A 25212-nucleotide genomic window follows, 5' to 3' on the forward strand; every position below is an offset into this window, starting at 1 on the left:
ATTCTTTGGCAATGCGTAATGCAATAAAAAAAGTGATAGCTTTGCCCATCGTAGCGACATTAATGACGCTAAGTAGTTGTTCCGCGGTCAAAGATGTGGGCGATGCACTTTTTGGTCCGGGCATCACAGATGCAATGCTCACCCCGAGGAAAAACACCTATCGGGACCTGATCAACCTTCCGCAACCGAAGGGTAAAATATTGGTGGCGGTATACGGTTTCCGCGATCAGACTGGCCAGTACAAACCCGCACCAAACAGCAGTTTCTCTACCGCAGTCACCCAAGGTGGCGCGGCCATGCTGATGGACGTACTCAATGAGTCCGGCTGGTTTATCCCGTTGGAACGTGAAGGGCTGCAAAATCTGCTGACAGAGCGGAAGATTATCCGTGCAGGATTAACCAAGCCGGATATTCCCGTCAATAACAGTGTGCCACTTCCCACACTTGTGGCTGCAAATGTCTTATTAGAAGGCGGTATCGTTGCCTACGATCAAAATATTCAAACCGGTGGCGCAGGTGCTCGCTATTTTGGTATTGGCGCAGACGAGCAGTATCGCGTGGATCAGGTAACAGTAAACTTGCGGGCCATAGATATTCGCTCTGGGCGGGTATTGCACTCCGTTTTAACTTCAAAAACGGTCTACTCCAAGGCAATCAGTGCCGATGTTTTTCGCTATGTAAAATATCGGCGCCTGTTGGAATTAGAAGCTGGTACTACTTATAACGAACCCGCACAGCTTGCTATGCTTTCAGCGATGGAATCTGCTGTGATTCATTTGATCAGTGAAGGCATCGTGCACAACTCTTGGGCACTTGCCAATCCGGATGAGATTGAAAATCCGATATTGCAGTACTACCTCAATGACAGCACTGTCATTATGTAGAATCAATGACTGACAAATTAGATTTTTAAGCCCGGCTTAAAATTGGGATACTTGGAAAGATGTACCATAAATTCAGAATTATTTTTTCTGCCACCCTAGCAATGGCTGTTGTTAACCTTCCGGGTTTAGGCCATTGCTCAGACTTGGATTCCAGTAGTGAATTGGCTGTTGCGAGCGAATTAAGCGCAGCCAACCTTTACTCCGTCACAAATTTAACCGTTATCAACCAGGAAGGTGGAAACAACAACATACATACCCGCCAATCAGGTAGTAACAACTACACTTCTGCTCACCAGGACGGCAATAGAAATAGTTTATCGGTCACCCAATCTGGTGAGGATAATATTGTCACATCGAGTCAGGTCGGGAATTACAACTATTCAATGTTGATACAAATAGGTTTTGAGAATTTTATAGATATCGACCAGTATGGAGTTGGCAATACTGCGGGCATATCCCAATTTGGAATACAAAATAGTGCCCATGTGGAAGAGATTGGCAGCTTTCATAACGTCAATATTTACCAAAGTGGGAATGGCCTTCACACCTCGGTCACTGTTACCGGAACCGCTACAACAACGTATATTAGCCAATATGACTAATAACTAATAATACTTCTCTGGTTTCCCTTCATCTGATTGGACTTCTTTACTTCAATTCATGTAAGCTTATTAAGTGACAATAATGATTACAGCAACTTAGAAAATTTATCAGAAATGTGATTATTTGAACCTCGCGCCGTATAAAAGAATTTTCTGACAAGCTTTATCACCCCACCTTAAAAAAAGAACTTTCTTCCTAAAGTTTCAAGACTTCTGCCCTATAGCCACAACCTCCAAAGACGACAAAACTCTATTCAGCATCAAGCTGCTGTTAAAAATGATATTGCTAGATGTTTCACAAGGAATGTGAAGGTTAGAAGCAGTCGGTTTCACTCCAGATAACTCACATACGCCTGACACAGCCGTATCGTGTCCTGAGACAAAACACTCCCAATATCTAATGGTGCTGAATTCTTTTATTTGTAAAAAGCTGTACAGCTATATTTGACATCCCTATGGAGTTACTGATGACTAAGTACACACCTATTGCCGCCAGTGTTCTTCTGGCGATCGCCAGTACCGGAGCCTTAGCTACCAACAATACCGCCATTCTCAACCAAAATGGCACTGGCAATATGGCCACGGCTGATCAGAGTGATGCCACTGTATCCAACAACCTGATCACACAAAACCAAACTGGTGACAACAACGTAGTTTATGCAGAGCAAACCAGCTTTAATGATTCCGGTGTAATTACCCAAACTCAAGTCGGAGATATGAATGACGCAGAGTCCTTCCAGAATGATTCCAGCACTGCGATTGTTACTATCACCCAAATCAACGACGGTCACTTTGCAACAACTACACAAAATTTTGTAGATACCAGCGTTGCTACTGTCACCCAAAGTGGTAGTCCGCAAGTAGCAGCAGTAACTCAAGTTTCCAGTACAAATGATAATGCTGTAGTGACTCAGTCTGGCGACGGCAATGTAGGTAATGTTATCCAAACTAACGGTTCATTTAACACCGCACTCTTAACCCAAACAGGAACCACCAATACTGCAACTTCTACTCAAACTTCCAGTACCTCGAGCACTGTTAACGCTACCCAGGCAGGTACCACAAACTCTGTAATACACATTCAAACTTTGGCCACCAACAGTACCTCTGTTTCCTTCCAGGATGGCACTTCCAACACATTCACTACATCACAGACAGCAGGTGATGGGAACTACAGCGAGGGCTTCCAAAATGGTACTACTCAGGGCTTGACTCACATTCAAGTTGGAGATGATCACTGGGCTTATACTGAGCAAGTGGGCACCACCAATATTGGCGTGATCTCCCAGACAGGCTTTGATAACTATTCTGAAGGCTACCAGGATGGAACGTTCAATAGCTTGACCGTTACCCAGCCAGGAGATTTCAATACCACTGTCGCCTCGCAGACCGGTAATAACAACGTTATTGCCGTAACTCAGGCAACCGATACCAACATGGCTACACCTACACAGGTAGGTGATTTCAACATGGCAATTATCATTCAATAGTAAAGGGGGTAGGCCGGCTTAATTGGCCGGCCTATTTTCAACTTGGTGGGCTAAGTGCAAGCTTCAATTATTATTACTAGCCCTAAATTCCCATGAAACAACCATTTCATGCATTTAATGCCACCCCCCAAATCAGCTGGCATTATTTGCCATAGCTAGTTCAAAAAAGAACTTTATTCCTAAGGTTTCGGCACTTCCGTCCTATGGCTGTAACTCCAGAAGACGACAAAACTCTAATCAGCATCAAGCTGCTGTTTAAATGGTATTGCTAGGTTTCACAAGGAATGTGAAGGTTATTAAGCAGTCGGGTTCATCCCAGTTTCCTCACATACTTCTGGCACGGTTGTAATATGCCTGAGGATGAGACTCTTCCAATATCAAATGATGCTGTTTTCTTTTTGTTTGTAAAAGCTGTACAGCGATATTTGACATCTATATGGAGTTACAGATGACCAAGTACACACCTATTGCCGCCAGTGTTCTTCTGGCGATCGCCAGCACCGGAGCCTTCGCATCGAACAATACCGCCATTCTCAATCAGAACGGTACTGGTAACATGGCAACCGCTGATCAGAGTGATCCGACGGTAACTAATAACCTGATCACCCAGACTCAAACTGGTGACAACAATGAGGTTTACGCAGAGCAAACCAGTAGTAATAACTTAGGAGTAATTACTCAAACTCAAGTAGGAGACTTGAACTTTGCGGAGTCTTTTCAAAATGATTCTAATGTTCCTGTCGCTACTATCACGCAAATAGATGATGGACAGATTGCTACAACGGTCCAGAGTTTTGTAGACACCAGTGTTGCAACTATTACCCAAAGTGGTGGATCACAACTTGCAACTACCGCTCAGACCACTAGTGCAAATGATACTCTAGTCATTAATCAGTCCGGTGATGGTAATGTTGCTGCAGGCATACAAACCGCTACATCATTAAACTCAGCGGTTATTAGTCAAACAGGTACTAATGGCACTGCTTCAGCGACACAAAGTGGCACCACATCAAGTAGCATGACGATGATTCAAGCGGGAGACACCAATGTAGTCGCCCATCAGCAAGTCTTGGCCAGTAACAGTACAACACTCTCCTTCCAGGATGGCTCTTTCAACACCATCTTCTTCAGCCAATCTGACGACGGCAATTATAGTGAAGGTTTCCAGAGCGGTACTGGCCAGACTTTGGTACACAATCAAAGTGGTGGTGATCACTGGGCTGTCACCGCACAGGTAGGGACGTCTAACGTAGCTGTTGTTACGCAGGTAGGTTTCGATAACTTTTCATCAGCAGCCCAGGACGGCACGTTCAATAACTTAACTGTGACGCAGCCTGGTGACTTTAACACCACTACGGCATCACAACTTGGCAACTTCAATACAATTACCGTTACTCAGTCTACGGATCTTAATGCAGCAGCGCCTGCTCAAGTAGGTGATTTCAACATGGCAATTATTATTCAGTAGCCAAAATTAAGGCCGACTTTTAAAGCCGGCCTTTTTATCTGAAAAAATTTATCGGTTTATATTGTGCTAAACAAGTATTAACCCCTATATACACGTAGAATCAGCCCCACAAAATCCAAACCTCTCCCGACTCAGCTTACCAAAAATGGCACGCTACAGTAGACCAGGGCGATCTCATTGCTGCGAAAAATCCAGCTGCCAAAATTAAAATTGGAGACCCCTACACATTTAATACTACCCAAAACAGTAATAATATGGGATTTATTTTTAAGCAACCCTGATTAGGGCTTTAAACAAGGGTCGCCCTATCGAGCCCCTAACTGAATTTCATTTAAGTCCACTTATCCAGCAACCTTAGTGCTCTAGCGTAAAAAACAACAACAAAGAAAATATTCCTATTTTTTAGGCACTAACTTCCCATAGCAATATTTGAGGCTTACGATAAAACTCATACCAGCATCAGGGTATTGTCAGGTACTCCAGAGATAATACCTATTAGGGATAGCAATAAAACAAGGTGTGCCAAACTCCTTGCGCAATAAATGCCATACCCTATCTATGGAGTCTTTTGTCCTTCCTAGGCTTGATGCTTCACCGCAACTGAAATCATGGGGATAAGAAAAATCCACCTTACCTTCAATCGGAGATATCGATGCGAATCCATACACCAATTTCCGTGGGCATCAGTCTATGCCTTGTCGGGTCAATTACTTATGCGGATGGAAATACAACTACCGTGGAACAAACGGGTAACAATCACCAGGTGACTGCAAACCAAGTAGACCCAACAACAACTAACAACCTTATTGAGGTTATTCAGGCAGATGAAGCACAGGTTAGCAAAAGCCGGCAAGACACTTCAACCAACTTGAGTATCATCAGGCATGAACAGGTAACGCTGGGGAATGAAGCTGACTCGACTCAAACTAATTTTTCAGATGATGCAGAGGTAAATATCTATCAGGAGGGCGCTGGAAATTTCGCCTCTACTTTACAGGACAGTACATCTTCTAGCTTTGTTGACATTTCTCAGTTCAATTCTGCAAATGACATCATTTTCTCCCAAACAGATAGTAGTTTCGATACAGTCAACCTCTATCAGTCTGGCTTTGATAACCAGATGTTAGTGACTCAAACTACCACCACGTTTAACAGCCTAAATGTGTCTCAAACGGGTGATCAAAATAGCGCAGATGCCGAACAAACAGGGTTTGATAATCTGTTGACCTCCTCGCAAACGGGCAATCTGAATACTTACTTTTCTATACAAACGGGTGACATCCTGGTAGCAACAAGTACCCAGATAGGAGATGGTAACATTAGTACCCAGACCCAGACGGGAGATATTTTGTTGGTTTCTACGCTACAAGATGGTACTGGCAATATGTCCATCGTGGATCAAGCTGGAGCAATGCAAACTGCAAGCAGTACCCAGATAGGAACAACTAACCTTCATACTATTACCCAAAGCGTCGACAATCAAACGGCTATTGGCATTCAGAATGGTATGTTAAACCAAGGATTTATCATGCAGTAGCGGCATATTCGTTCCGGCTGAAAGTTATTATATTTTCAATATACATAGAGGAAAGAATGCATTTTTTAATGCCAGCTTTAATTTATGAGTCACTTACAAAGCTACCCAAAGAATGGCATTCTTTCCTTACCTGATAAAAATACTGCATCAATATTTTCTTACGTAGCAGTGGTTTCAAAATTCTTCGTCTACAGTTTTCCATGTAAACGATTTCTCACATTTTGACGTTACTCACTTCACAGGTAACACAGGCAAAAGTTTTAACGACCGGATTTACCACTAGACGGTAATACACAGGAGTTAGCCGTGCAGAAGATTACCGTAATTCCACTGGTACTGGCGATATCTGCCACCAGCTTGGGTTATGCTGCAGAAAATACTACATTAATCACCCAAAGTGGCTCCAGTAACTCAGCTGTAGCGGATCAAACTGACCCAAGCGCTATCGATAATCACCTGGAGATCAGTCAGGACGGCTCTGCTCATATTGCAGAGGCCGTACAGCAAAACGAAATTGAAAGCTCAATTATCCAAATACAAGAAGGCAGTCTTAACGACGCCTATAGCCTGCAAATGGATGGGATCGCAAATAGCGTAGAAATATTCCAGTCGGGCTCTAATAATCGTGCCAGTAGCTATCAATTAGCCACACAGCATGGGCAATCGACAATACGCCAGGTGGGGTCCGGTAATGAGGCAGAGATCCAACAACACCTCGGTAGCGATAATGTCTCTGTTATTGAGCAAATGGGCGAACTCCACGGCGCATTAATTGGACAATATGCAAGCTTTAATTCCGATGCGATGATTTTCCAGCAAGGCTCAAGTCATGAAGCCATAATCAGCCAGGAAGGCACCGGGCACTACGCCAGTATCCAACAGATCGGCGCCGCCAACAGCGCAGATGTCGCCCAGTCCGATATGTACAACGAACTGGACCTCTATCAGGACGGCGAGGGCAACATGGCCACCATCGTGCAAGTGTCCTGGTATAACAGTGCCTATGTCACTCAGGACGGCTTCTTGAATTCCGCCAATATTATGCAGGCCGGCAATGGTGGATTAGGCGGTGGCCATATGGTGATCGTCAATCAGTCTGGCAGTATGAATGATGCAACTGTGATTCAAAATGGTTTCTCCCAATCTGCCAATATTACCCAAACCGGTACCGGTAATACGGCAGTGGTTTTACAGTAACGAAGTTATTACCAGTCGGAGTAAGGTCAACTTATTCCGACTGGATTCCTGAGGTAAAAGCATTCATTTCTTGATACTTATTTCTCATTAAATTGAGACTAAAGCCCTATAGAGACTTACTATACCGCCATCAACAATGAAAATAGCGGTAGTTGGTTCAGTTCGCTTTTGGCGCTCTTAATAATTACTGTCCGGAATTTAATATCCGGCAGTAATTTTCCTATGTTTACTTACCGACACCGCACTTCAAAGCCGTAATTTTCATGCTCCTTGTTATGTAGTCGTGGAGGTATTCGTGAAAAAATTTATTTACTCACCGGTAGTCACATTTATCGCTTTTCTGTCCGTCAATTCCGCCTTTGGAAATGACCAAACCATAGAGCAGATACAAATTGGTATTGGCAATAATGCCGTTGCCAACCAAAGGTTTCCGCTTAATGAGAGCAACTTGATCCTGCAAGAGCAAATTGGCTTTTTCAATGACGCCACTGGCATTCAATCCATAGAAATTAACAGCACGATTTCCCAATTCCAAACTGGCCGCAATCATTTTTCCAGAGTCTCTCAATCTACTGGGAGCGACAATGCGGGACAGAGCGTACAAATTGGCTCTAATAGCAGATCGCTCACCCGACAGGTTAACCAAATAAACGGTTTCTCCCTGCACACTCAGGATGGCCAGGGACAGGTTGCCACCACGGTACAAATTTCTGGGGCCAATAACAGCGTCAATATTGAGCAGACAGATAGAGCCAATGTCGCCGCCGTGGCACAAGTATTCAGTTTTACGGGTAATGCTTCAATCTCACAGGCGGGCTTGCTTAATTTAGGTGTCAGCGAGCAAACTGGCATCGCTCACGAATCTTCAATTACCCAGACAGGTGCACTTAACTTTTCCGAAATGGAGCAATTGGGCGCAGGAAATTTATCGTCAGCTTCACAGGAGGGTTTATTAAATTCAGCAAATTCTCTGCAAGCTGGTGTTGGCAATAGCAACCAATCAAACCAAATTGGGCTGGAAAATACCGTTTCATTTTCTCAACTAGGCCTGAATCAAATGGCCAGCAGTACCCAGATTGGCCTCTCTAACCAGGTCCAAGCCAGCCAGATGAGAGCGGGAGTATCGAGTAGTACCCTACAGATCGGCACTTCCAACAGCAGTCATGTTTCCCAATAGAATAAGTCCACCTAAATTCCTACGCTGTTCATAGCAACAGGCAAAAGCTATAGAGGGGGAAAAAGTAAATTCGGTACTGTGCAATAGCACTTTCTTCTCAAGGATTTACAACTTCTCTCCTATAGCGACTGCCTCAATTCCCAGCAAGAATATTGGGGACGGAACGAAATTTTGGACTCCTAAGCAGTATCAGGGAAGCCATCAAAATGTATCAGTCCTACCCTTCCGCTAACCTGTTTGACTGGCGGCAATGCCTTTGCGGCAACGCTGCTCCCCCTCTTTACAGTGATACCTGCCCCTCCGGCTAGGTGCACCTGCTGTAAAACCCTTGGCGCAGGATGACGTGCCACCCCCTTTTCAGCCATTTAGGCTGGTAATTCACCGTGTGATATTCATTGAAGTTTGTAGTAATGGAGACACTCATGAAGACTTTAACCCCTATCGCTGTAGCCCTAACCCTGGCCATCAGTGGAACCGCTTATGCGGGCGGTAACACAGCCACTCAGGACCAGAATGGCGGCCACAACAATGCCACCATCACTCAGACCGGGCCGCTGACCTGGGATAACAACGCTATGCAGGAGCAACACGGCCACAGCAATGATGCGGAGATCACTCACAGCATTGAACTCGGCAGCTATGGCTACCAGTATCAGGAAGGTGATCATCATTCGGCGGAGTTGCTGCAAAGCGGCGGTGCCGGCAATGAGTCGTTCAGCTTCCAGTCCGGCAACACCAACGTATCTGAGACCTACCAGATTGGACAGCTGGGCAGTTACTCCGCCCATCAGCAATCTGGTGACAACCACTACGCCCTCACCTATCAGTTTGCTGGTGCTGGCAACATGGTGATGATTAGCCAAATGGACAGCCACAACACGGCAACCGCCACCCAGGTTGTGAGCGTTGGTTCTGAGACCGTTATCCGTCAGAGAGGGGAATTGCACAACGCAGATACCTTCCAGAGCGGATTCGGTCACGATGCAGGCATGCGCCAGTCCGGTGAATCCAACGATGGTGATATCCGCCAGGTGGGTGGTGATCACTACGCCCGTATGCGTCAGCGCGGCCACAATCATGAAGCCGATATTTCCCAGGCTGGATATGACCACAGTGCGAGCGCCCGCCAGAGAGGCCACCACAATGACGTGTACCTGGGACAAATCGGTTCCGGACACACCGCTACAGCACGCCAATCAGGGCACAACAACAATAGCCTGGTGGGACAGTTTGGCCTCTACGAAACTGCGACGGTAATGCAGTCTGGCCACGCTAACCAAAGCCTCGTATTCCAGTAGAACTGGCAACAACAAAAAAGGGCGGCCCATGGCCGCCCTTTTTTATCACCTGTAATTTACAGGTGCTCAACCGCATCGATTTCGTACTCCACCGCACCGGAAGGTGTTTGGACTACCACCACATCACCCACTTCCTTGCCAATCAGCGCACGGGCAATCGGAGAGTTCACCGAAATCTTGTGCTTTTTAACATCGGCCTCGTCGTCACCCACAATTTTGTATGTGACTTCCTTATCGTCATCCAGGTGAATAATCGTTACCGTAGTACCGAAAATTACCTTGTCACTGGGCTCGATGCTTTTCACATCAATGACCAGCGAGTGGGATAGCTTGCTCTCGATTTCCTGGATACGGCCTTCGATAAAGCCCTGCTTTTCCCGCGCTGCGTGGTATTCGGCATTTTCCTTCAAATCACCGTGTTCGCGCGCTTCAGCAATCGCCTGTACAACAGTAGGGCGTTCAACTTTCTTCAGATTGTCCAGCTCTGAGCGCAGCGCCTCTGCGCCTTCAACGGTCATTGGTACCCGGTTCAATGTGGGACCTCCATTATTGTTACGACGAAACCGGGCCCAGTGAGATCACAGGGCCCGGTTGGATTTCACAAGTTGGTTTTAAAGCTATTAGGACAGCTTTACGACACGCTGGTGAAGGTCTTGCAGGCGGCGAACCTGCAGCGGCTGCTCCTGACGCATGGCCATCGCCATGGCCTGGGCCGCTGCCAGGGTGGTGGTGTAACACACCTGGTGGTTCTCGGCACTGCGACGGATATCCGCAGAGTCGCGAATCGCCTGGCGCCCTTCGGTAGTGTTCACTACCAATGCAATCTCGTCGTTCTTAATCATATCGACGATATGCGGGCGACCTTCACTCATCTTGTTGACGGTTGTAACGGGAATATTGTTTTCTTGCAAGACCTTGGCGGTGCCACGGCTGGCAATTACTTCGAAGCCAAGCTCCACCAGATCGCGAGCTACGCCCACTGCGTCGGCCTTGTCGAAGTCACGCACAGAGATAAATGCGCGTCCGGACTCCGGCAGGCGGTCGCCAGCGGCAACCAGGCCCTTGTCGAAGGCCTCTGCGAAGGTAGCGCCTACGCCCATTACTTCGCCGGTGGATTTCATCTCGGGGCCGAGAATCGGGTCCACTTTCGGGAACTTGTTGAACGGGAATACAGACTCTTTAACGGAGTAGTAGTCCGGCACGATTTCTTCGGTAAAGCCCTGCTCCTGCAGGCTGATACCCGCCTGACAGCGCGCAGCCACTTTCGCCAGTGAAGTGCCGATGCACTTGGAGACGAAAGGTACAGTACGGGAAGCGCGCGGGTTCACCTCGATCACGTAGATCTCGCCGTCCTGGTAGGCCAGCTGGGTATTCATCAAGCCAACTACGCCCAGCTCGCGAGCCATGGCTTTCACTTCTTCGCGCATACGGTCCTGCACATCCGCCGGCAGGCTATAAGGCGGCAGGGAGCAAGCGGAGTCACCGGAGTGAACACCACACTGTTCGATATGCTGCATGATGGCGCCGATCACAACGTCCTTGCCATCGGATACCGCATCGATATCCACCTCAATAGCGGCGTTGAGGAAGTGGTCCAGCAGTACCGGCGCTTCGTCGGAAACCTGTACCGCTTCTTTCATATAAGTGAGCAGCTCGTCTTCTTTGTAGACGATCTCCATGGCGCGGCCGCCCAGTACGTAAGATGGGCGCACAACCAGCGGGTAGCCCACGTCTTTCGCCGCCTGAATGGCTTCGGAGACAGAGCGCACGATAGCGTTCTTCGGCTGCTTGAGGCCGAGACGCATGATCATCTGCTGGAAGCGCTCGCGGTCTTCGGCGCGGTCGATCTGCTCTGGTGTGGTACCGATAATCGGCACACCTTCGTTGGCCAGGTAGCGCGCCAGGTTCAGCGGAGTCTGGCCGCCGAACTGTACGATCACGCCTTCCGGCTTCTCTTTGGCAACAATTTCCAGCACGTCTTCCAGGGTTACCGGCTCGAAGTAGAGGCGGTCAGAAGTGTCGTAGTCGGTGGAAACAGTCTCCGGGTTACAGTTGACCATGATGGTCTCGTAACCGTCTTCGCGCATCGCCAGAGCGGCGTGTACACAGCAGTAGTCGAACTCGATGCCCTGGCCGATACGGTTGGGGCCACCGCCGAGTACCATGATTTTCTTCTTGTCGGACGGCTGCGCTTCGCACTCCTCATCGTAGGTGGAGTACATGTACGCAGTAGAGGTGCTGAACTCAGCAGCACAGGTGTCCACGCGCTTGTAAGAAGGGAATACACCCAGCTTGTGGCGGAACTCGCGCACAGTCTTCTGGCTCACCCCCAGCAGGTCCGCCAAGCGGCGATCGGAGAAGCCTTTGCGCTTGAGGAAGCGCATTTGCTCAGTAGTCAGCGCCGAGGTAGGCAGTGACTTGAGCGGCTCTTCGATTTTGATCAGCTCTTCGATCTGAACCAGGAACCAGGGATCGATACCCGACAAGTCGTAAACTTCGCCGACGCTCATGCCCATACGGAAGGCGTCGCCCACGTACCAGATGCGCTCGGCACCCGGAACGGAGAGTTCGCTGCGCAGGCGGTTCTCGGCGCCGTCTTTGCTCGGGTCAATCTTGCTTTCCAGGCCGAAGCTGCCCACTTCCAGGCCGCGCAGAGCTTTCTGCATGGACTCCTGGAAGGTACGGCCGATTGCCATCACTTCACCCACAGACTTCATCTGGGTGGTCAGGCGTGCATCAGCTTCACCGAATTTCTCAAAGGTGAAGCGCGGGATCTTGGTGACAACATAATCGATAGACGGCTCGAAGGACGCCGGAGTAGCACCACCGGTGATATCGTTCTGCAACTCGTCCAGGGTGTAACCCACTGCCAGCTTGGCCGCGACCTTGGCGATCGGGAAGCCGGTGGCCTTGGAGGCCAGTGCGGAGGAGCGGGATACGCGGGGGTTCATCTCGATCACAACCACGCGACCAGTCTTCGGGCAGACGCCGAACTGTACGTTGGAGCCGCCAGTCTCAACGCCGATCTCGCGCAGTACCGCGATAGAGGCGTTGCGCATCAGCTGGTATTCCTTGTCGGTCAGCGTCTGCGCCGGGGCAACGGTGATGGAGTCACCGGTGTGTACGCCCATCGGGTCGAAGTTCTCGATGGAACATACGATGATGCAGTTGTCGTTCTTATCGCGAACCACTTCCATCTCGTACTCTTTCCAGCCGAGCAGGGATTCGTCGATCAACAGTTCGTTGGTGGGGGAGAGGTCGAGACCACGCTTACAGATCTCTTCAAACTCCGGCCAGTTGTAGGCCACACCGCCACCGGAACCACCCATGGTGAAGGACGGACGGATAATTACCGGGAAACCGAACTCTTCCGGTACTTTCTTCGCCTCTTCCATGGAGTGGACGATCTTGGCGCGCGGAGTTTCCAGGCCGATGGCCTTCATCGCCTTGTCGAACAGGTCGCGGTCTTCCGCTTTCTCGATAGCGTCTTTGTCCGCACCGATCAGCTCGACATTGAACTCCTTCAGGACACCGTGCTTGTCCAGGTCAAGGGCGCAGTTCAGTGCCGTCTGGCCGCCCATGGTGGGCAGGATGGCGTCGGGGCGCTCCTGCTCAATAATCTTGGCAACGGTGCGCCACTCCACCGGCTCGATGTAGGTGGCATCGGCCATGGCCGGGTCGGTCATGATGGTGGCCGGGTTGGAGTTCACCAGGATCACCCGGTAACCCTCTTCGCGCAGCGCCTTACAGGCCTGGGCGCCGGAGTAGTCAAATTCGCACGCCTGGCCGATCACGATGGGGCCTGCGCCGATAATCAGAATGCTTTGGATATCTGTGCGTTTTGGCATCTTTCTTCCGTTCTACTACCGGCAAAGGCCGGCTGCGCTAAATTTCATTCGTTTCTTGTTAAAACCGCCGCAAAAGCGGCGGTTAATTGCCCTACCCTGGGCGGCTACGCCCTTAGGCGCGCTCTTTCATCAAATTGATAAAGTGGTCGAACAACGGCGCCACATCGTGTGGGCCCGGGCTCGCTTCCGGGTGTCCCTGAAAGCTGAAGGCCGGCTTGTCCTTCAGGTGAATACCCTGCAAGGTACCGTCGAACAGGGACTTGTGGGTAACTTCCACATTGTCCGGCAGGCTATCGGCGTCCACTTCGAAACCGTGGTTCTGCGCGGTGATCATCACCTTGGTGCTGTTCAGGTCTTGTACCGGGTGGTTACCACCGTGGTGACCGAACTTCATCTTGGCAGTTTTACCGCCCACCGCCAGGCCCAACAACTGGTGGCCCAGGCAGATGCCGTAGGTGGGGATGCCAGCGTCCAGGATTTCGCGAATAGCGGTGATCGCGTATTCACAGGGCTCGGGGTCGCCGGGGCCATTGGACAGGAATACACCGTTGGGATTCATCGCCAGTACTTCGGAAGCCGGAGTCTCCGCCGGTACTACGGTGATGTCACAGCCGCGATCCACCAGCATACGCAGGATATTGCGCTTCACACCGAAGTCGTAAGCCACCACTTTGAAGGGCTGTTCCGGCGCGGCCTTGTGGCCTTCGCCCAGTTCCCAGGTACCTTCGCTAAAGGGGTAGGCTTCCTTGGTGCTCACTACCTTGGCCAGGTCCATCCCTTTCAGACCGGCAAATTCCTTGGCCTTGGCCAGGGCTTCTTCGCGGTCGATATTATCACCGGCAACGATGCAACCGCTCTGCGCACCTTTGTCGCGCAGCAGGCGCGTCAGGCGACGGGTGTCGATATCGGCGATACCAACGATATTGCGCTCGCGCAGGTAGTCCTCCAGGGACTGCTCGTTGCGGAAGCTGCTGGCCAGCAGCGGCAGGTCGCGGATTACCAGGCCGGCGGCCCAGATATCAGCGCACTCTTCGTCTTCCTGGTTGGTGCCAGTATTGCCGATGTGCGGGTAGGTCAGAGTCACAATCTGGCGGGCGTAGGAGGGATCGGTGAGGATCTCCTGGTAGCCGGTCATGGATGTGTTGAACACGACCTCGCCAACAGAACTGCCATGGGCACCGATTGCGCGTCCTTCAAAGACACTACCATCTGCGAGCACCAGCAGCGCGGGAGTTGTACTCTGCATAAAGTTGTGGGGCATGAAAGCCTCCGACGTAGGGACAGCTTTAGTCAAATTGAACTCCAATCTTCAGAACTGCTTCCGGGCGGGGTTTGCGGGCTTCGGAGCACGCGGGCTCCTGACTGGTGCGCGCATAAAAAAGCGAGATGAAACATCGCAGCTTCATCTCGCTTTAAAAATCTGTTCACGCGTGATTCTCACAAAGTGGCCGACGGTTGCCGCCAGCTTTTTAGTAGGCTCACGCTGCGCGATTCAGCTTCGCGGCACCGGCCCAAATCGGGCGCAGATTCTACGCGAATTCACCTCTGGACGCTAGTGCAAAAATACGCCAGGCTACTTTCCCTGAAAATCTCACTCCGGCTTGCGTCCCAACCGGAAAAGACTGCTGCCCATTTTCAGCTCCGCCTTCTCCAGCATGGTCTTATTCATACGCAGGGCCACCTCCCGGCCGCTGTCGGCAAACTCGATCATACCGCCAGTGGCGGCAAAGCGCTCGGCATCGCTAACCGTCAGTACCGGGAAAAACTCCAGTGCCACCAACGCCTTGAGCAGTGTGGGGCGATCCAGGGTACTCAGCACCACAATCTGGCACTTGCGCGCCCGCAGCATCTCCTTGACCTCAATTTTCTCAAGCTCCACATCCCGCCCATCAATACGCTGATTCTTGAATCGGGCCGCCAGTGGCTCACCGAGAGAATCCCCACCCATTAGGCACACCTTGAACGGGGCACTACTGTTGGCAAAGGCATTGACCGGCCACTGTAGGTGGTAGGCGAAGTGCACTATGTAATCCACCATTACCCGCCGCCCCAAAGGCGTATCGGAGAGCTGCACCGCAGCCTGGGCACCCACACCGGTGAAAAGTACTGTCAGGAAAAGTATCAGGGCGGGAATAGTGCGGAGTGAACCTGGGCTGGATATCGTCATAGAAGCTCAAACCCTGTGGTTTGCATCTCCCGAAAGGAAGCTGCGGTGGGCTGTTACCCGCAGCGGCCAAAGCTCGCTGCGGCTCTATTTGCGCGCCAGCGAAAAGCCCGGCCACCTACTCAGGTTAGCCCAACGCAAAGGCCCCCGCCGGGACCAGAGTTACAGCGCCTAAAGATCCTCCCCCGGCAAAATCGGGCGCCACTTCAACGCCTTTTCGATAGATATGATCATGGCCCCAGCAACATCCTTGCGCGTAGCGCTCTCGATGCCCTCAAGTCCCGGTGAGGAATTGACCTCCAATAGCAGCGGCCCCTTGCGGGAGCGAATAATATCCACACCCGCCACCTTCAGCCCCAACACCTTGGCAGCCTTGACCGCCAGGCGCTTCTCCTCTGCGGTGACCTTAACTACCGAAGCCGTACCGCCCTGGTGAATATTGGCACGAAACTCCCCCGGTGCCGCCTCGCGCTGAATCGAGGCCACCACACGACCATCGATAACAAACAAACGAAGATCCTTTCCCTCCGCTTCGCGAATAAACTCCTGCACCAGGAGATTGGCCTTGAGGGACTTAAACGCATTAATCACCGATTCCCCGGCCTTGCGGGTTTCTGCCAGGACCACACCGCGCCCCTGGGTTCCCTCTAGCAACTTCACCACCAGTGGCGCACCGCCCACCATTTCGATCAGCTCGTTGGTATCCACTGGGGAATTGGCAAACCCGGAGGTGGGGATATTTAATCCACTTTGTTGCAGCAACTGCAGGGAAAATAATTTATCCCGGGACTGACTGATAGCGGCAGAGCCATTCAGGGCAAAAATATCCAGGCTCTCAAAGTGCCGCGTCAGCGCACAACCGTAAAAGGTCTGGCTGGGGCGAATGCGGGGAATAACTGCATCCAGGCTATTGAGTATGCGGCCATCCCGGTAGTGCACTTCCGGCTCATCAGGGTCGAGCTTCATGTAGCACTGGCGGATATCGAGAAAACTCATGCGATGTCCGCGTTCGGCTCCCGCTTCCATAATGCGCCGGTTACTGTAGAGATCCGGGTTCGATGCCAGCAGCCCGATGCGCAGGCCGGTACCGGCAATATGGTGCTCATCCCGATAATATTCATCCAGCTGGCTTTTCGGGATATCGCCAATACAGAAGCTCTCAGCCGGATCTACCAGCATTCGCCCAATCATGGCTTCGCGCCCCAACAACATGCGATAGCCCATGCTGTCCCGATTGGTCAGGGTCAGTTCGATATCCCAGACACTGCCACCAATGGAAATAGAGGTACGAATTACCGGGCGCTTTTCACTTTCACCGGAGGAGCTGCGCACCAGCCTTTTATCCAAAAGCCTCGCCTCACAGCGCACTGAAGGGCGGCGCTGGTGCTGCAGTGGATGCGCCTCAAAACTCACCCAGGGTTCGCCATCGCGCTTGAAGGTATGGATGTTGTAAGCGTGCAAACAGGAAGTTTTAGCCCCGGAGTCCACACGCACCTTAATCGCCGGGACGCCGAGTGCGGGAAGCCCGCACCACTCTTCGCTGCCGACAATCAGCTTTCTTTCCAATCGAGGTTCCTCAAAGGAAGGTTACAGGGTGACCGGTCGAACGAATGTCGCCGGCCTTTTAGTTTTACCCGCAAAAATGGCGGGCAAATGAAAATCGAAAATTTCTTTCACAGCGCCCCTGCAGGCGCTGAATTTATTTACTCTTTGTAAGATTAGTTAAGGCCGAGCACATCGCGCATATCGTAATGCCCAGGCGCCCGCGCACTCCCTTCCTCTCCCATCATCCACAGTGCCGCGCGCACAGCACCGCGAGCAAAAGAGAGCCTGCTGCTGGCGCGGTGGCTAATTTCGACCCGCTCACCTTCCGCCAGAAACATCACCGAATGCTCACCTACCACATCACCACCGCGCACTGTGGCAAAACCGATAGTGTCCCTATCGCGGGCTCCGGTTTGACCTTCGCGGCCGTAAACTGCCACTTTATCCAGGTCGCGCCCCAGAGTTTCCGCAATCACTTCTCCCATACTCAGTGCCGTGCCGGAAGGTGCATCCACTTTATGGCGATGATGGGCTTCGACAATCTCGATATCGGCCTCTTCCGCCATTACCCGCGCAGCAGTTTCCAACAATTTAAAGCACAGGTTTACCCCGGTGGAAAAATTACTGGCAAGGCACAGCGGCACCTGATCCGCATAAGCCAATACTTTATTTTTTTGCTCGCTATCAAAGCCCGTGGTGCCGATTACAATGGGGAGATTCTTCTCCGCACAATAGGCAGTATTTTCCACGGTCGCTTTAGGGGCAGTGAAATCAATAAGTACGTCAAAGTCTGCCTTATCAAGGCTGTCCACAATAGCGAGGCCGCTGCGGCCCAGACCGGCAACTTCACCGGCATCAGCGCCGACCAAGCTGGAGCCAGGCCGCACTATAGCCGCTGACAGTTCGGCCTTATCAGACAGGGACAAAGCCTCCGCCAACGCTCGCCCCATTCGACCACCAAATCCCGTCACCGCCACTTTTACCGCCATCACAGTACTCCAGTCCAAATCTATAAGGTTCTGGATTCTACAACGCACCCGGTAGAGCGCATAGATACCAGTAAGCCAGTATTAGCGAGTCTAAAAATGGCTAGTCACTCCGCAAAAGTAAAACAAAAAGAAATATCCACATATTTTAAAATTGCCAAGAGGATACTTGCGCAAAACGCGATATCAGCGGCCACTGCTACGCTTTACTGTGAGGGGTAAATGGAGCGCCAATATGCGACTGATGATCCTGTCCAACCATCTACCACACATCATGGTGGTAGTGATCTCTCTGAGCCTGGCTTTTGGCAGCACGCCGGCATCTGCCCAGCAGCAAAATGCCAATCCAGACTTTTGGGAGAAGTATGATGATATTACCGATTGGGTGACGCTGCGTTTGCAGCTCACCCCGGGACAGGAAAAAACCGTATTACCCATTATGCAAAAGAGCTTCGCAGAGAAAAAAGCGGTGCTGGAAAAATACGGTTTACTCAGTGGTAAAAAGGTCGCCCTAACCCCCAAGCAACGCGGCGAAATTGGCGCTCAATTCGCAGCTATCAGCCTGGAAACACACAAAGAATTGGAAGGTATTTTAAATAAGGAGCAACTGCGCAAAGCGCAAAAAATCCAACAGGAATTCCTGAGTGAATTCGCAGCCCGTTTGAGAACCAAAACTTCCCAATAGAAGGCATTCCATTGGGGGGATAAAACTCACCCGGAAATAAAAAAGGCCCGAAAGCTAATGCTCTCGAGCCTTTTTAAATAGGCAACCCGAAAAACAATTTAAGGTTTTGCCGGTGCTAACAGCGATTAAAGCTTCATATCACCAAAGAAGTTTTTCACCCCTTCAAACCAACCGGTCTGACGCGGTGAATTTTTCTTTTCGCTGAGGGTATTAGAGAACTCTTGCAGCAAGTCTTTTTGCTTGCCGGACAGGTTCACTGGAGTTTCTACCACAACGCGACACAGCAGGTCGCCGGTTGCACCACCGCGAACCGGGGAAACACCTTTACCGCGCAGGCGGAACAGTTTGCCGGTCTGGCTTTCCGCAGGAATCTTCAGCTTCACTTTACCGTCGAGAGTCGGCACTTCCAGCTCGCCACCGAGGGCAGCGGAAACAAAGCTAATCGGCACTTCGCAGTAGAGGTTCTTGCCATCGCGCTGGAACAGATCGTGCTCTTTCACCACTACCTGTACATAGAGATCACCAGCGGGGCCGCCATCGGGCCCGGCTTCACCTTCACCGGACAGGCGAATGCGATCGCCAGTATCCACACCGGGCGGTACCTTAACAGACAGGGTTTTGGTTTCCTCTACGCGACCGCGACCGTGACAGCTGCCACAGGGATCGGAGATAGTGGTACCGCGACCGCGACAGTTGGGGCAGGTTTGCTGAACAGAGAAGAAACCCTGCTGCATACGCACCTGGCCAGCACCACCACAGGTACCACAGGTTTGCGGAGAGGAACCGGGCTTGGCCCCGGAACCGCTACAGGTACCACAGGCTGCCAGAGTTGGAACGCGAATCTTGACCGTGGTGCCACGCACCGCGTCTTCCAGGTCCAATTCCAGGTCATAGCGCAGATCGGAACCGCGAGCAGGGCCGCCGCGACGGCCACCGCCGCCACCACCGAAGATATCGCCGAACACATCGCCAAAAATATCGGAGAAGCCACCGAATCCACCAGCGCCGCCACCGCCCATCTGGCCTTCCACACCGGCGTGGCCAAACTGGTCATAAGCTGCGCGCTTCTCGGAATCCGACAAAACCTCGTAGGCCTCATTGGCCTCCTTGAATTTGTTCTCAGATTCCTTGTCATCGGGGTTACGGTCCGGGTGAAACTTCATTGCCACCCGGCGGTAGGCTTTTTTCAGCTCTGCATCCGAAGCGCCGCGCTCGACGCCGAGGACTTCGTAATAATCGCGTTTCGACATAAAACTATGTTCTCTGGTCCGGCATCAAGAACGGCCAAACTCTCTTTCTACTTCTCGGTTTCTAACTAAGCTCCGCGAACGGAGCACCACCAAAACTGCGAAAACTCGGCAAATATTGGCAGATACCTGAAACAACACAGGGCGCGGGCCTCTGAAAGTAAGGCGCCGCGCCCCTGAAGTTCTCCGGCGGCCACTTTAAAAGCTGCCACCGGAATTGCAAGCGAACGCTTACTTACCTTCTTTTTTGTCGTCCTTAACTTCTTCGAACTCTGCGTCTACCGCGTCGTCGCCAGCGGAGGACTGCTGCTCGCCCTGGGCACCAGCGCCAGCGGCACCTTCAGCACCAGCGGCTTGAGCCTGCTCGGCGTACATCTTCTGGGCAACCGGACCGGAAGCTTCAGTCAGCTTGGTAGTTGCAGCTTCCATAGCGGCCTTGTCATTGCCTTTAACGGCTTCTTCCGCTTCGGTAACAGCCGCTTCAATAGCTGCTTTCTCTTCAGCGGTGGCTTTGTCGCCAGCTTCTTCCAGAGTCTTCTTGGTCGCAGAAATCAGGCCATCGAGAGTGTTGCGAGTCTGCACCAGCTCTTCGAACTGCTTGTCCGCTTCGGCATTGGCCTCAGCGTCCTGAACCATCTTATCGATCTCGTCCTCGGACAGACCGGAGGAAGCCTGGATCACGATGGACTGCTCTTTACCAGTGGCCTTGTCCTTCGCGTGTACGTGCAGGATACCGTTGGCATCGATGTCGAAGGTTACTTCGATCTGCGGCATGCCGCGCGGTGCCGGTGGGATATCGGCCAGGTCGAAACGCCCCAGGGATTTGTTCTGTGCAGCCTGCTTGCGCTCACCCTGAACCACGTGAATGGTTACCGCAGTCTGGTTGTCATCCGCAGTGGAGAAAACCTGGGACTTCTTGGTGGGGATAGTGGTGTTCTTGTCGATCAGCGGAGTCGCAACGCCACCCATGGTTTCGATACCCAGGGTCAGCGGGGTTACGTCCAGCAGCAGTACGTCTTTAACGTCACCGGACAGTACGGCACCCTGGATAGCAGCACCCATGGCAACGGCTTCGTCGGGGTTAACGTCTTTGCGCGGCTCTTTGCCGAAGAACTCGGTTACTTTCTGCTGAACCATTGGCATACGGGTCTGACCGCCTACCAGGATCACTTCGTCTACACCGGAAGCGGACAGGTCGGCGTCTTGCAGAGCGATTTTTACCGGCTCCAGGGAACGGGTAACCAGCTCTTCTACCAGGCTTTCCAGCTTGGCGCGGGTCAGTTTAACCACCAAGTGCTTGGGACCAGTAGCGTCTGCAGTGATGTACGGCAGGTTGACTTCGGTCTGCTGGCTGGAGGACAGCTCGATCTTGGCTTTTTCTGCAGCTTCTTTCAGGCGCTGCATTGCCAGGGGGTCACCTTTCAGGTCGATGCCCTGGTCTTTCTTGAACTCGTCTGCGAGGTATTCGATCAGGCGCAGGTCGAAGTCTTCACCACCGAGGAAAGTGTCACCGTTGGTGGACAGTACTTCGAACTGCTTCTCGCCGTCTACGTCGGCAATTTCGATGATGGAGATATCGAAGGTACCACCACCCAGGTCGTATACCGCTACAGTGCGGTCACCGCCCTGCTTGTCCAGGCCGTATGCCAGTGCAGCGGCAGTCGGCTCGTTGATAATACGCTTAACGTCCAGGCCCGCAATGCGGCCGGCGTCTTTAGTAGCCTGACGCTGGGAGTCGTTGAAGTAAGCCGGTACGGTAATTACTGCAGCTTCTACTTTCTCGCCGAGGAAGTCTTCCGCAGTCTTTTTCATTTTCTTCAGGACTTCGGCAGAGATCTGCGGCGGAGCTTTTTTATCGCCTTTCACTTCTACCCAAGCGTCGCCGTTGTCAGCTTCAGTGATGGTGTAAGGAACCATCTTGATATCTTTCTGGACAACGTCGTCTTTGAATTTACGGCCGATCAAACGCTTAACCGCAAACAGAGTATTTTGGGGATTGGTCACCGCCTGACGCTTGGCAGACTGACCTACCAGAATTTCGTTGTCGTCAGTGAAGGCAACAATAGAAGGTGTAGTGCGATCGCCTTCGGCGTTTTCGATTACACGCGCTTTGTCACCATCCAGTACCGCTACACAGCTGTTAGTGGTACCCAGGTCGATGCCGATAATTTTTCCCATCTGTAAAATCCTCTTTTGATGCGCGCTGCCAGCTATGTTCTGTTTACACCGCGCGAATAATTCTTGATGTCAGCTATATTGGTGCCGGCCGCTAAATTTCAAGGCCGCTTTACACTTCTGCCGTTACGGCGCTTTGCTGACCACCACCATGGCCGGGCGAACCAGGCGGCCATTGAGGCGATAACCTTTTTGAAACACATCCAGAACCGTGTTCGGCTCCACCTCGCCGTTGGGCACCTGGGTCATAGCCTGGTGCAGTTCTGGGTCGAAGGGCTCACCGGCCGGATCGACAACTTCCACAGCATTTTTCGTCAGGGTTTCAACGAAAGATTTGTGGGTCAGCTCGATACCTTCTACCAAGGCCTTGTTGGCTTCGTCGGCCGTATCGATCGTCGCCAGTGCACGCTCGAGGTTGTCCACTACAGGTAGCAAATCCTGCAGCAACTTCTCTACCGCAAATTTGCGCGCGCGCTCGATATCCTGTTGCGCGCGGCGGCGGGCGTTCTGCTCTTCCGCCTGGGCGCGCAGGGCCATATCCTTGTGCGCTGCCAGCTGCTCCTGCAACTTGATAATTTCCTCGTGCAGGGCATCGGCACCTTCGGCCTCTTCCCGCAGGGCTTCCTCGGCAAGTTCGCTTTCTATAGAGGAAGGGTCTTCAATCTCTGCTGAAACGCCCTCGTCTGTAGCTGGTGCGTGCTCCGCCCCCTCTTTAATCTGATCTTCTTCGCTGCGCTCTCTGGCCACTGCTTTCTCCGTCGCGTCGACTCTGTCAGTAATGTGAGTTGAGCCCGTCTCTCGGGCACTGGAGCCTATATGGGGACATCCCCGCACAGTTCAAGTGGTTTTTCGCGCTAGCGCACATCCTCAGAGTAATGTGGCCCCGCCCCTATAGCTAACCGGGAACGAATACTGTATAAATAACCACTAATTGGGCCGGGCGCCCGCCGATTAGCAAGGACACAAGCGATCTCTATGCTGCTGCATCTGTCTATCAGCCAATTCACCCTGGTGGACCAACTGGAGTTGGAGTTTGGTCCTGGTACCAGCACCCTGACCGGCGAGACCGGCGCGGGTAAGTCAATCACCCTGGATGCCCTCGGCCTGGCGCTGGGCGGTCGCGGCAGCGCTGAACTTGTGCGCACCGGCGCCAATCGCGCCGATATCAGCGCCACCTTTGATATCGCCGAGCACTCCAGCGCCGCCAGCTGGCTCGAGTCCCAGGAGCTGGACGCCGGGCAGGAGGTCATTCTGCGCCGCACTATTGGCGCCGATGGCCGCTCACGCGCCTATATCAACGGCCAACCAGTCACGCTGTTGCAGCTACGCGCCCTAGGCGAGCAGCTAATCGATATCCACAGCCAGCACGAACACCAATCCCTGCTGAAGAAAGAAACGCACCTGCGCCTGCTGGATGAATACGCCCAGGCCCAGGATCTCGCCGCAGAGACCCGCAGCCGCTTCAAAACCTGGCGGGATCACTATCGCCGTTATCGCACCCTGGCCGACAGCGCCGAGGAAGCCGAAGCCCGCCGCCACTTGCTGGAATACCAGCTTAAGGAACTGGATCAACTTGGCTTGAGCGAAGGGGAAATAGAGTCCCTCGAGAGCGAACAGCAACAGCTGGCCAATGCCGGGGAAATCCTCAGTGGCAGCTACCAGTTGGCCGCTTTCCTTTCCGGCGGTGAAGGCGATATCGCCGAACAGCTGCACCGCGCCCTGCAACTGCTGTCCTCCATGCCCGGACAGGCTCCGGCCTTAGTAGAGGTGGCGCAGATGCTCGACAGCGCGCGCATCCAGGTGGATGAGGCCGCAGCCACCCTCTCCCGACACATCGATCGCTTCGAGATGGACCCTGAACGGCTCTCCGAAGTTGAAGACAGGCTCAGCGCCATCTACCAGGCGGCGCGCAAACACCGAGTCCAACCGCAGGAGCTGCCGGCACTACAGCAACAGTTACAGGCAGAGCTGGACGATATCGGCAGCCCAGATGCCCTGGAGCGCCTTGCCGCAGATTGTGAACAACTGGAAAAACAGTACAGAAAAGTGGCCGGCAAGCTCAGCAAACTGCGCAGTAAAGCGGCAGCTTCGCTGGCGGAGGCCGTGAACGGCCAGCTGGCCGATCTGGCCATGCCTCACGCTCGAGTAGAGCTATCACTACAAGAGCTGGATACGCCCAATAGCCAGGGACTGGAAGAAGCAGAAATTTTAATTTCCACCAACCCGGGCCAACCGCCTCGCCCCCTGGGCAAGATTGCCTCCGGCGGTGAACTCTCCAGGGTCAGCCTCGCAATCCAGGTGGTAACTGCGCAAACCTCCCGCACCCCCACCCTGGTATTCGACGAGGTGGATGTGGGTATCGGCGGTGCCACCGGTGATGTGGTGGGCCGCCTGCTGCGCCAACTGGGGGAAACCCGCAATGGCCGCAGCGGCCAGGTGATCTGTGTGACCCACCTGGCCCAGGTAGCGGCGCGAGCCCACCGCCAATACCTGGTGGAGAAGCACAGCGATGGCGAAAGTGTTTTTGTGGCACTGCGCGAACTCACCAACGGCGAGCGCCGCGAAGAAGTGGCGCGCATGCTCGGCGGCGCCCCCACCGCCCAATCCCTGGCTCATGCCGAGGAAATGCTGGAGAGAATTTAACTTTCCAACCCTTCTATCAGGCTGGCTATGGAGTCAGCCCTACCTCCTCCATACGATTCCGGCGCCAAATGTCACCAAAGGGCAAAAATGATGCATTTTGGTAAGCAATCTTATACCGTAGATCAATAAATGACCGCCACACAATCCGGTATACCACCCCTTTCGTCGGATATATATGCCGATTTAGGACAAACGCACAAATATGACTGGGAGCGGCGGCTAAAGTCACCATATACTTGGCGGCTTATTTTTCGATGTATGAGTAG

At 52.3% G+C, this 25212-nt stretch carries 19 protein-coding genes and 1 pseudogene; 10 read left to right on the forward strand and 10 right to left on the reverse strand.

What is annotated here, in order from left to right; genetic code table 11:
* Window positions 1–11: 11 nt before the first annotated feature.
* The 8 genes from QT397_22720 to QT397_22755 all read left to right on the forward strand — a co-directional run bounded on the left by QT397_22720 (window position 12) and on the right by QT397_22755 (window position 9653).
* Window positions 12–884, forward strand: a complete 873-nt coding sequence (locus tag QT397_22720) for a CsgG/HfaB family protein (protein WNZ55630.1) — start codon at window positions 12–14, stop codon at window positions 882–884.
* 59 nt (window positions 885–943) lie between these two features.
* Complete coding sequence (locus tag QT397_22725; protein ID WNZ55631.1) at window positions 944–1486, forward strand: hypothetical protein; 543 nt, start codon at window positions 944–946, stop codon at window positions 1484–1486.
* Between the two features lie 467 nt (window positions 1487–1953).
* Window positions 1954–2976, forward strand: coding sequence for a hypothetical protein (locus QT397_22730; GenBank protein WNZ55632.1), 1023 nt, complete (start codon window positions 1954–1956; stop codon window positions 2974–2976).
* Between the two features lie 448 nt (window positions 2977–3424).
* Window positions 3425–4444: a hypothetical protein gene (locus QT397_22735; GenBank protein ID WNZ55633.1), complete on the forward strand. Its 1020-nt coding sequence runs from the start codon at window positions 3425–3427 to the stop codon at window positions 4442–4444.
* Window positions 4445–5096: 652 nt separating this feature from the next.
* Window positions 5097–5981, forward strand: a complete 885-nt coding sequence (locus QT397_22740) for a hypothetical protein (GenBank protein ID WNZ55634.1) — start codon at window positions 5097–5099, stop codon at window positions 5979–5981.
* A 306-nt stretch (window positions 5982–6287) separates the two neighbouring features.
* The gene (locus QT397_22745) at window positions 6288–7178 is read left to right on the forward strand and encodes a hypothetical protein (GenBank protein WNZ55635.1); all 891 of its coding nucleotides are present in this window, start codon (window positions 6288–6290) and stop codon (window positions 7176–7178) included.
* 295 nt (window positions 7179–7473) lie between these two features.
* The gene (locus QT397_22750) at window positions 7474–8355 is read left to right on the forward strand and encodes a hypothetical protein (GenBank protein ID WNZ55636.1); all 882 of its coding nucleotides are present in this window, start codon (window positions 7474–7476) and stop codon (window positions 8353–8355) included.
* 422 nt (window positions 8356–8777) lie between these two features.
* Window positions 8778–9653: a hypothetical protein gene (locus tag QT397_22755; GenBank protein ID WNZ55637.1), complete on the forward strand. Its 876-nt coding sequence runs from the start codon at window positions 8778–8780 to the stop codon at window positions 9651–9653.
* A 56-nt stretch (window positions 9654–9709) separates the two neighbouring features.
* Here QT397_22755 and greA read toward each other — a convergent pair whose 3' ends face one another.
* The 7 genes and pseudogenes from greA to dapB form a co-directional block, all read right to left on the reverse strand.
* Window positions 9710–10186, reverse strand: coding sequence for a transcription elongation factor GreA (gene greA, locus QT397_22760; protein ID WNZ55638.1), 477 nt, complete (start codon window positions 10184–10186; stop codon window positions 9710–9712).
* Window positions 10187–10273: 87 nt separating this feature from the next.
* A complete protein-coding gene (gene carB / locus QT397_22765; GenBank protein WNZ55639.1) occupies window positions 10274–13501 on the reverse strand; it encodes a carbamoyl-phosphate synthase large subunit in 3228 nt (1075 codons plus the stop codon).
* Window positions 13502–13613: 112 nt separating this feature from the next.
* Window positions 13614–14762: a glutamine-hydrolyzing carbamoyl-phosphate synthase small subunit gene (carA, locus tag QT397_22770; GenBank protein WNZ55640.1), complete on the reverse strand. Its 1149-nt coding sequence runs from the start codon at window positions 14760–14762 to the stop codon at window positions 13614–13616.
* A 330-nt stretch (window positions 14763–15092) separates the two neighbouring features.
* Window positions 15093–15668, reverse strand: a complete 576-nt coding sequence (locus tag QT397_22775) for a YfiR family protein (protein WNZ55641.1) — start codon at window positions 15666–15668, stop codon at window positions 15093–15095.
* 168 nt (window positions 15669–15836) lie between these two features.
* Window positions 15837–16745 (reverse strand): 30S ribosomal protein S6--L-glutamate ligase, encoded by a 909-nt coding sequence (gene rimK, locus QT397_22780; GenBank protein ID WNZ58583.1) that lies wholly within the window; start codon window positions 16743–16745, stop codon window positions 15837–15839.
* A gap of 81 nt (window positions 16746–16826) precedes the next feature.
* A pseudogene (locus tag QT397_22785) lies at window positions 16827–17231 on the reverse strand (ATP-dependent zinc protease).
* A 152-nt stretch (window positions 17232–17383) separates the two neighbouring features.
* The gene (gene dapB / locus QT397_22790; GenBank protein WNZ55642.1) at window positions 17384–18199 is read right to left on the reverse strand and encodes a 4-hydroxy-tetrahydrodipicolinate reductase; all 816 of its coding nucleotides are present in this window, start codon (window positions 18197–18199) and stop codon (window positions 17384–17386) included.
* Between the two features lie 232 nt (window positions 18200–18431).
* Between dapB and QT397_22795 the strand changes: the two genes are divergently transcribed.
* Window positions 18432–18881 (forward strand): hypothetical protein, encoded by a 450-nt coding sequence (locus QT397_22795; GenBank protein WNZ55643.1) that lies wholly within the window; start codon window positions 18432–18434, stop codon window positions 18879–18881.
* Between the two features lie 125 nt (window positions 18882–19006).
* Here the strand turns inward: QT397_22795 and dnaJ are convergent, their stop codons facing one another.
* The 3 genes from dnaJ to grpE all read right to left on the reverse strand — a co-directional run bounded on the left by dnaJ (window position 19007) and on the right by grpE (window position 23050).
* Window positions 19007–20131, reverse strand: coding sequence for a molecular chaperone DnaJ (gene dnaJ / locus QT397_22800; protein ID WNZ55644.1), 1125 nt, complete (start codon window positions 20129–20131; stop codon window positions 19007–19009).
* Window positions 20132–20359: 228 nt separating this feature from the next.
* Window positions 20360–22306: a molecular chaperone DnaK gene (gene dnaK / locus QT397_22805; GenBank protein WNZ55645.1), complete on the reverse strand. Its 1947-nt coding sequence runs from the start codon at window positions 22304–22306 to the stop codon at window positions 20360–20362.
* A 123-nt stretch (window positions 22307–22429) separates the two neighbouring features.
* A complete protein-coding gene (gene grpE / locus QT397_22810) occupies window positions 22430–23050 on the reverse strand; it encodes a nucleotide exchange factor GrpE (GenBank protein WNZ55646.1) in 621 nt (206 codons plus the stop codon).
* 228 nt (window positions 23051–23278) lie between these two features.
* Here grpE and recN point away from each other — a divergent pair, with 228 nt between their 5' ends.
* On the forward strand, window positions 23279–24946 hold the full coding sequence (recN, locus tag QT397_22815; protein WNZ55647.1) for a DNA repair protein RecN: 1668 nt from the start codon (window positions 23279–23281) through the stop codon (window positions 24944–24946).
* Window positions 24947–25212 lie beyond the last annotated feature (266 nt).

It is taken from the genome of Microbulbifer sp. MKSA007 (assembly GCA_032615215.1).
In the GTDB taxonomy this organism is placed as follows: domain Bacteria; phylum Pseudomonadota; class Gammaproteobacteria; order Pseudomonadales; family Cellvibrionaceae; genus Microbulbifer.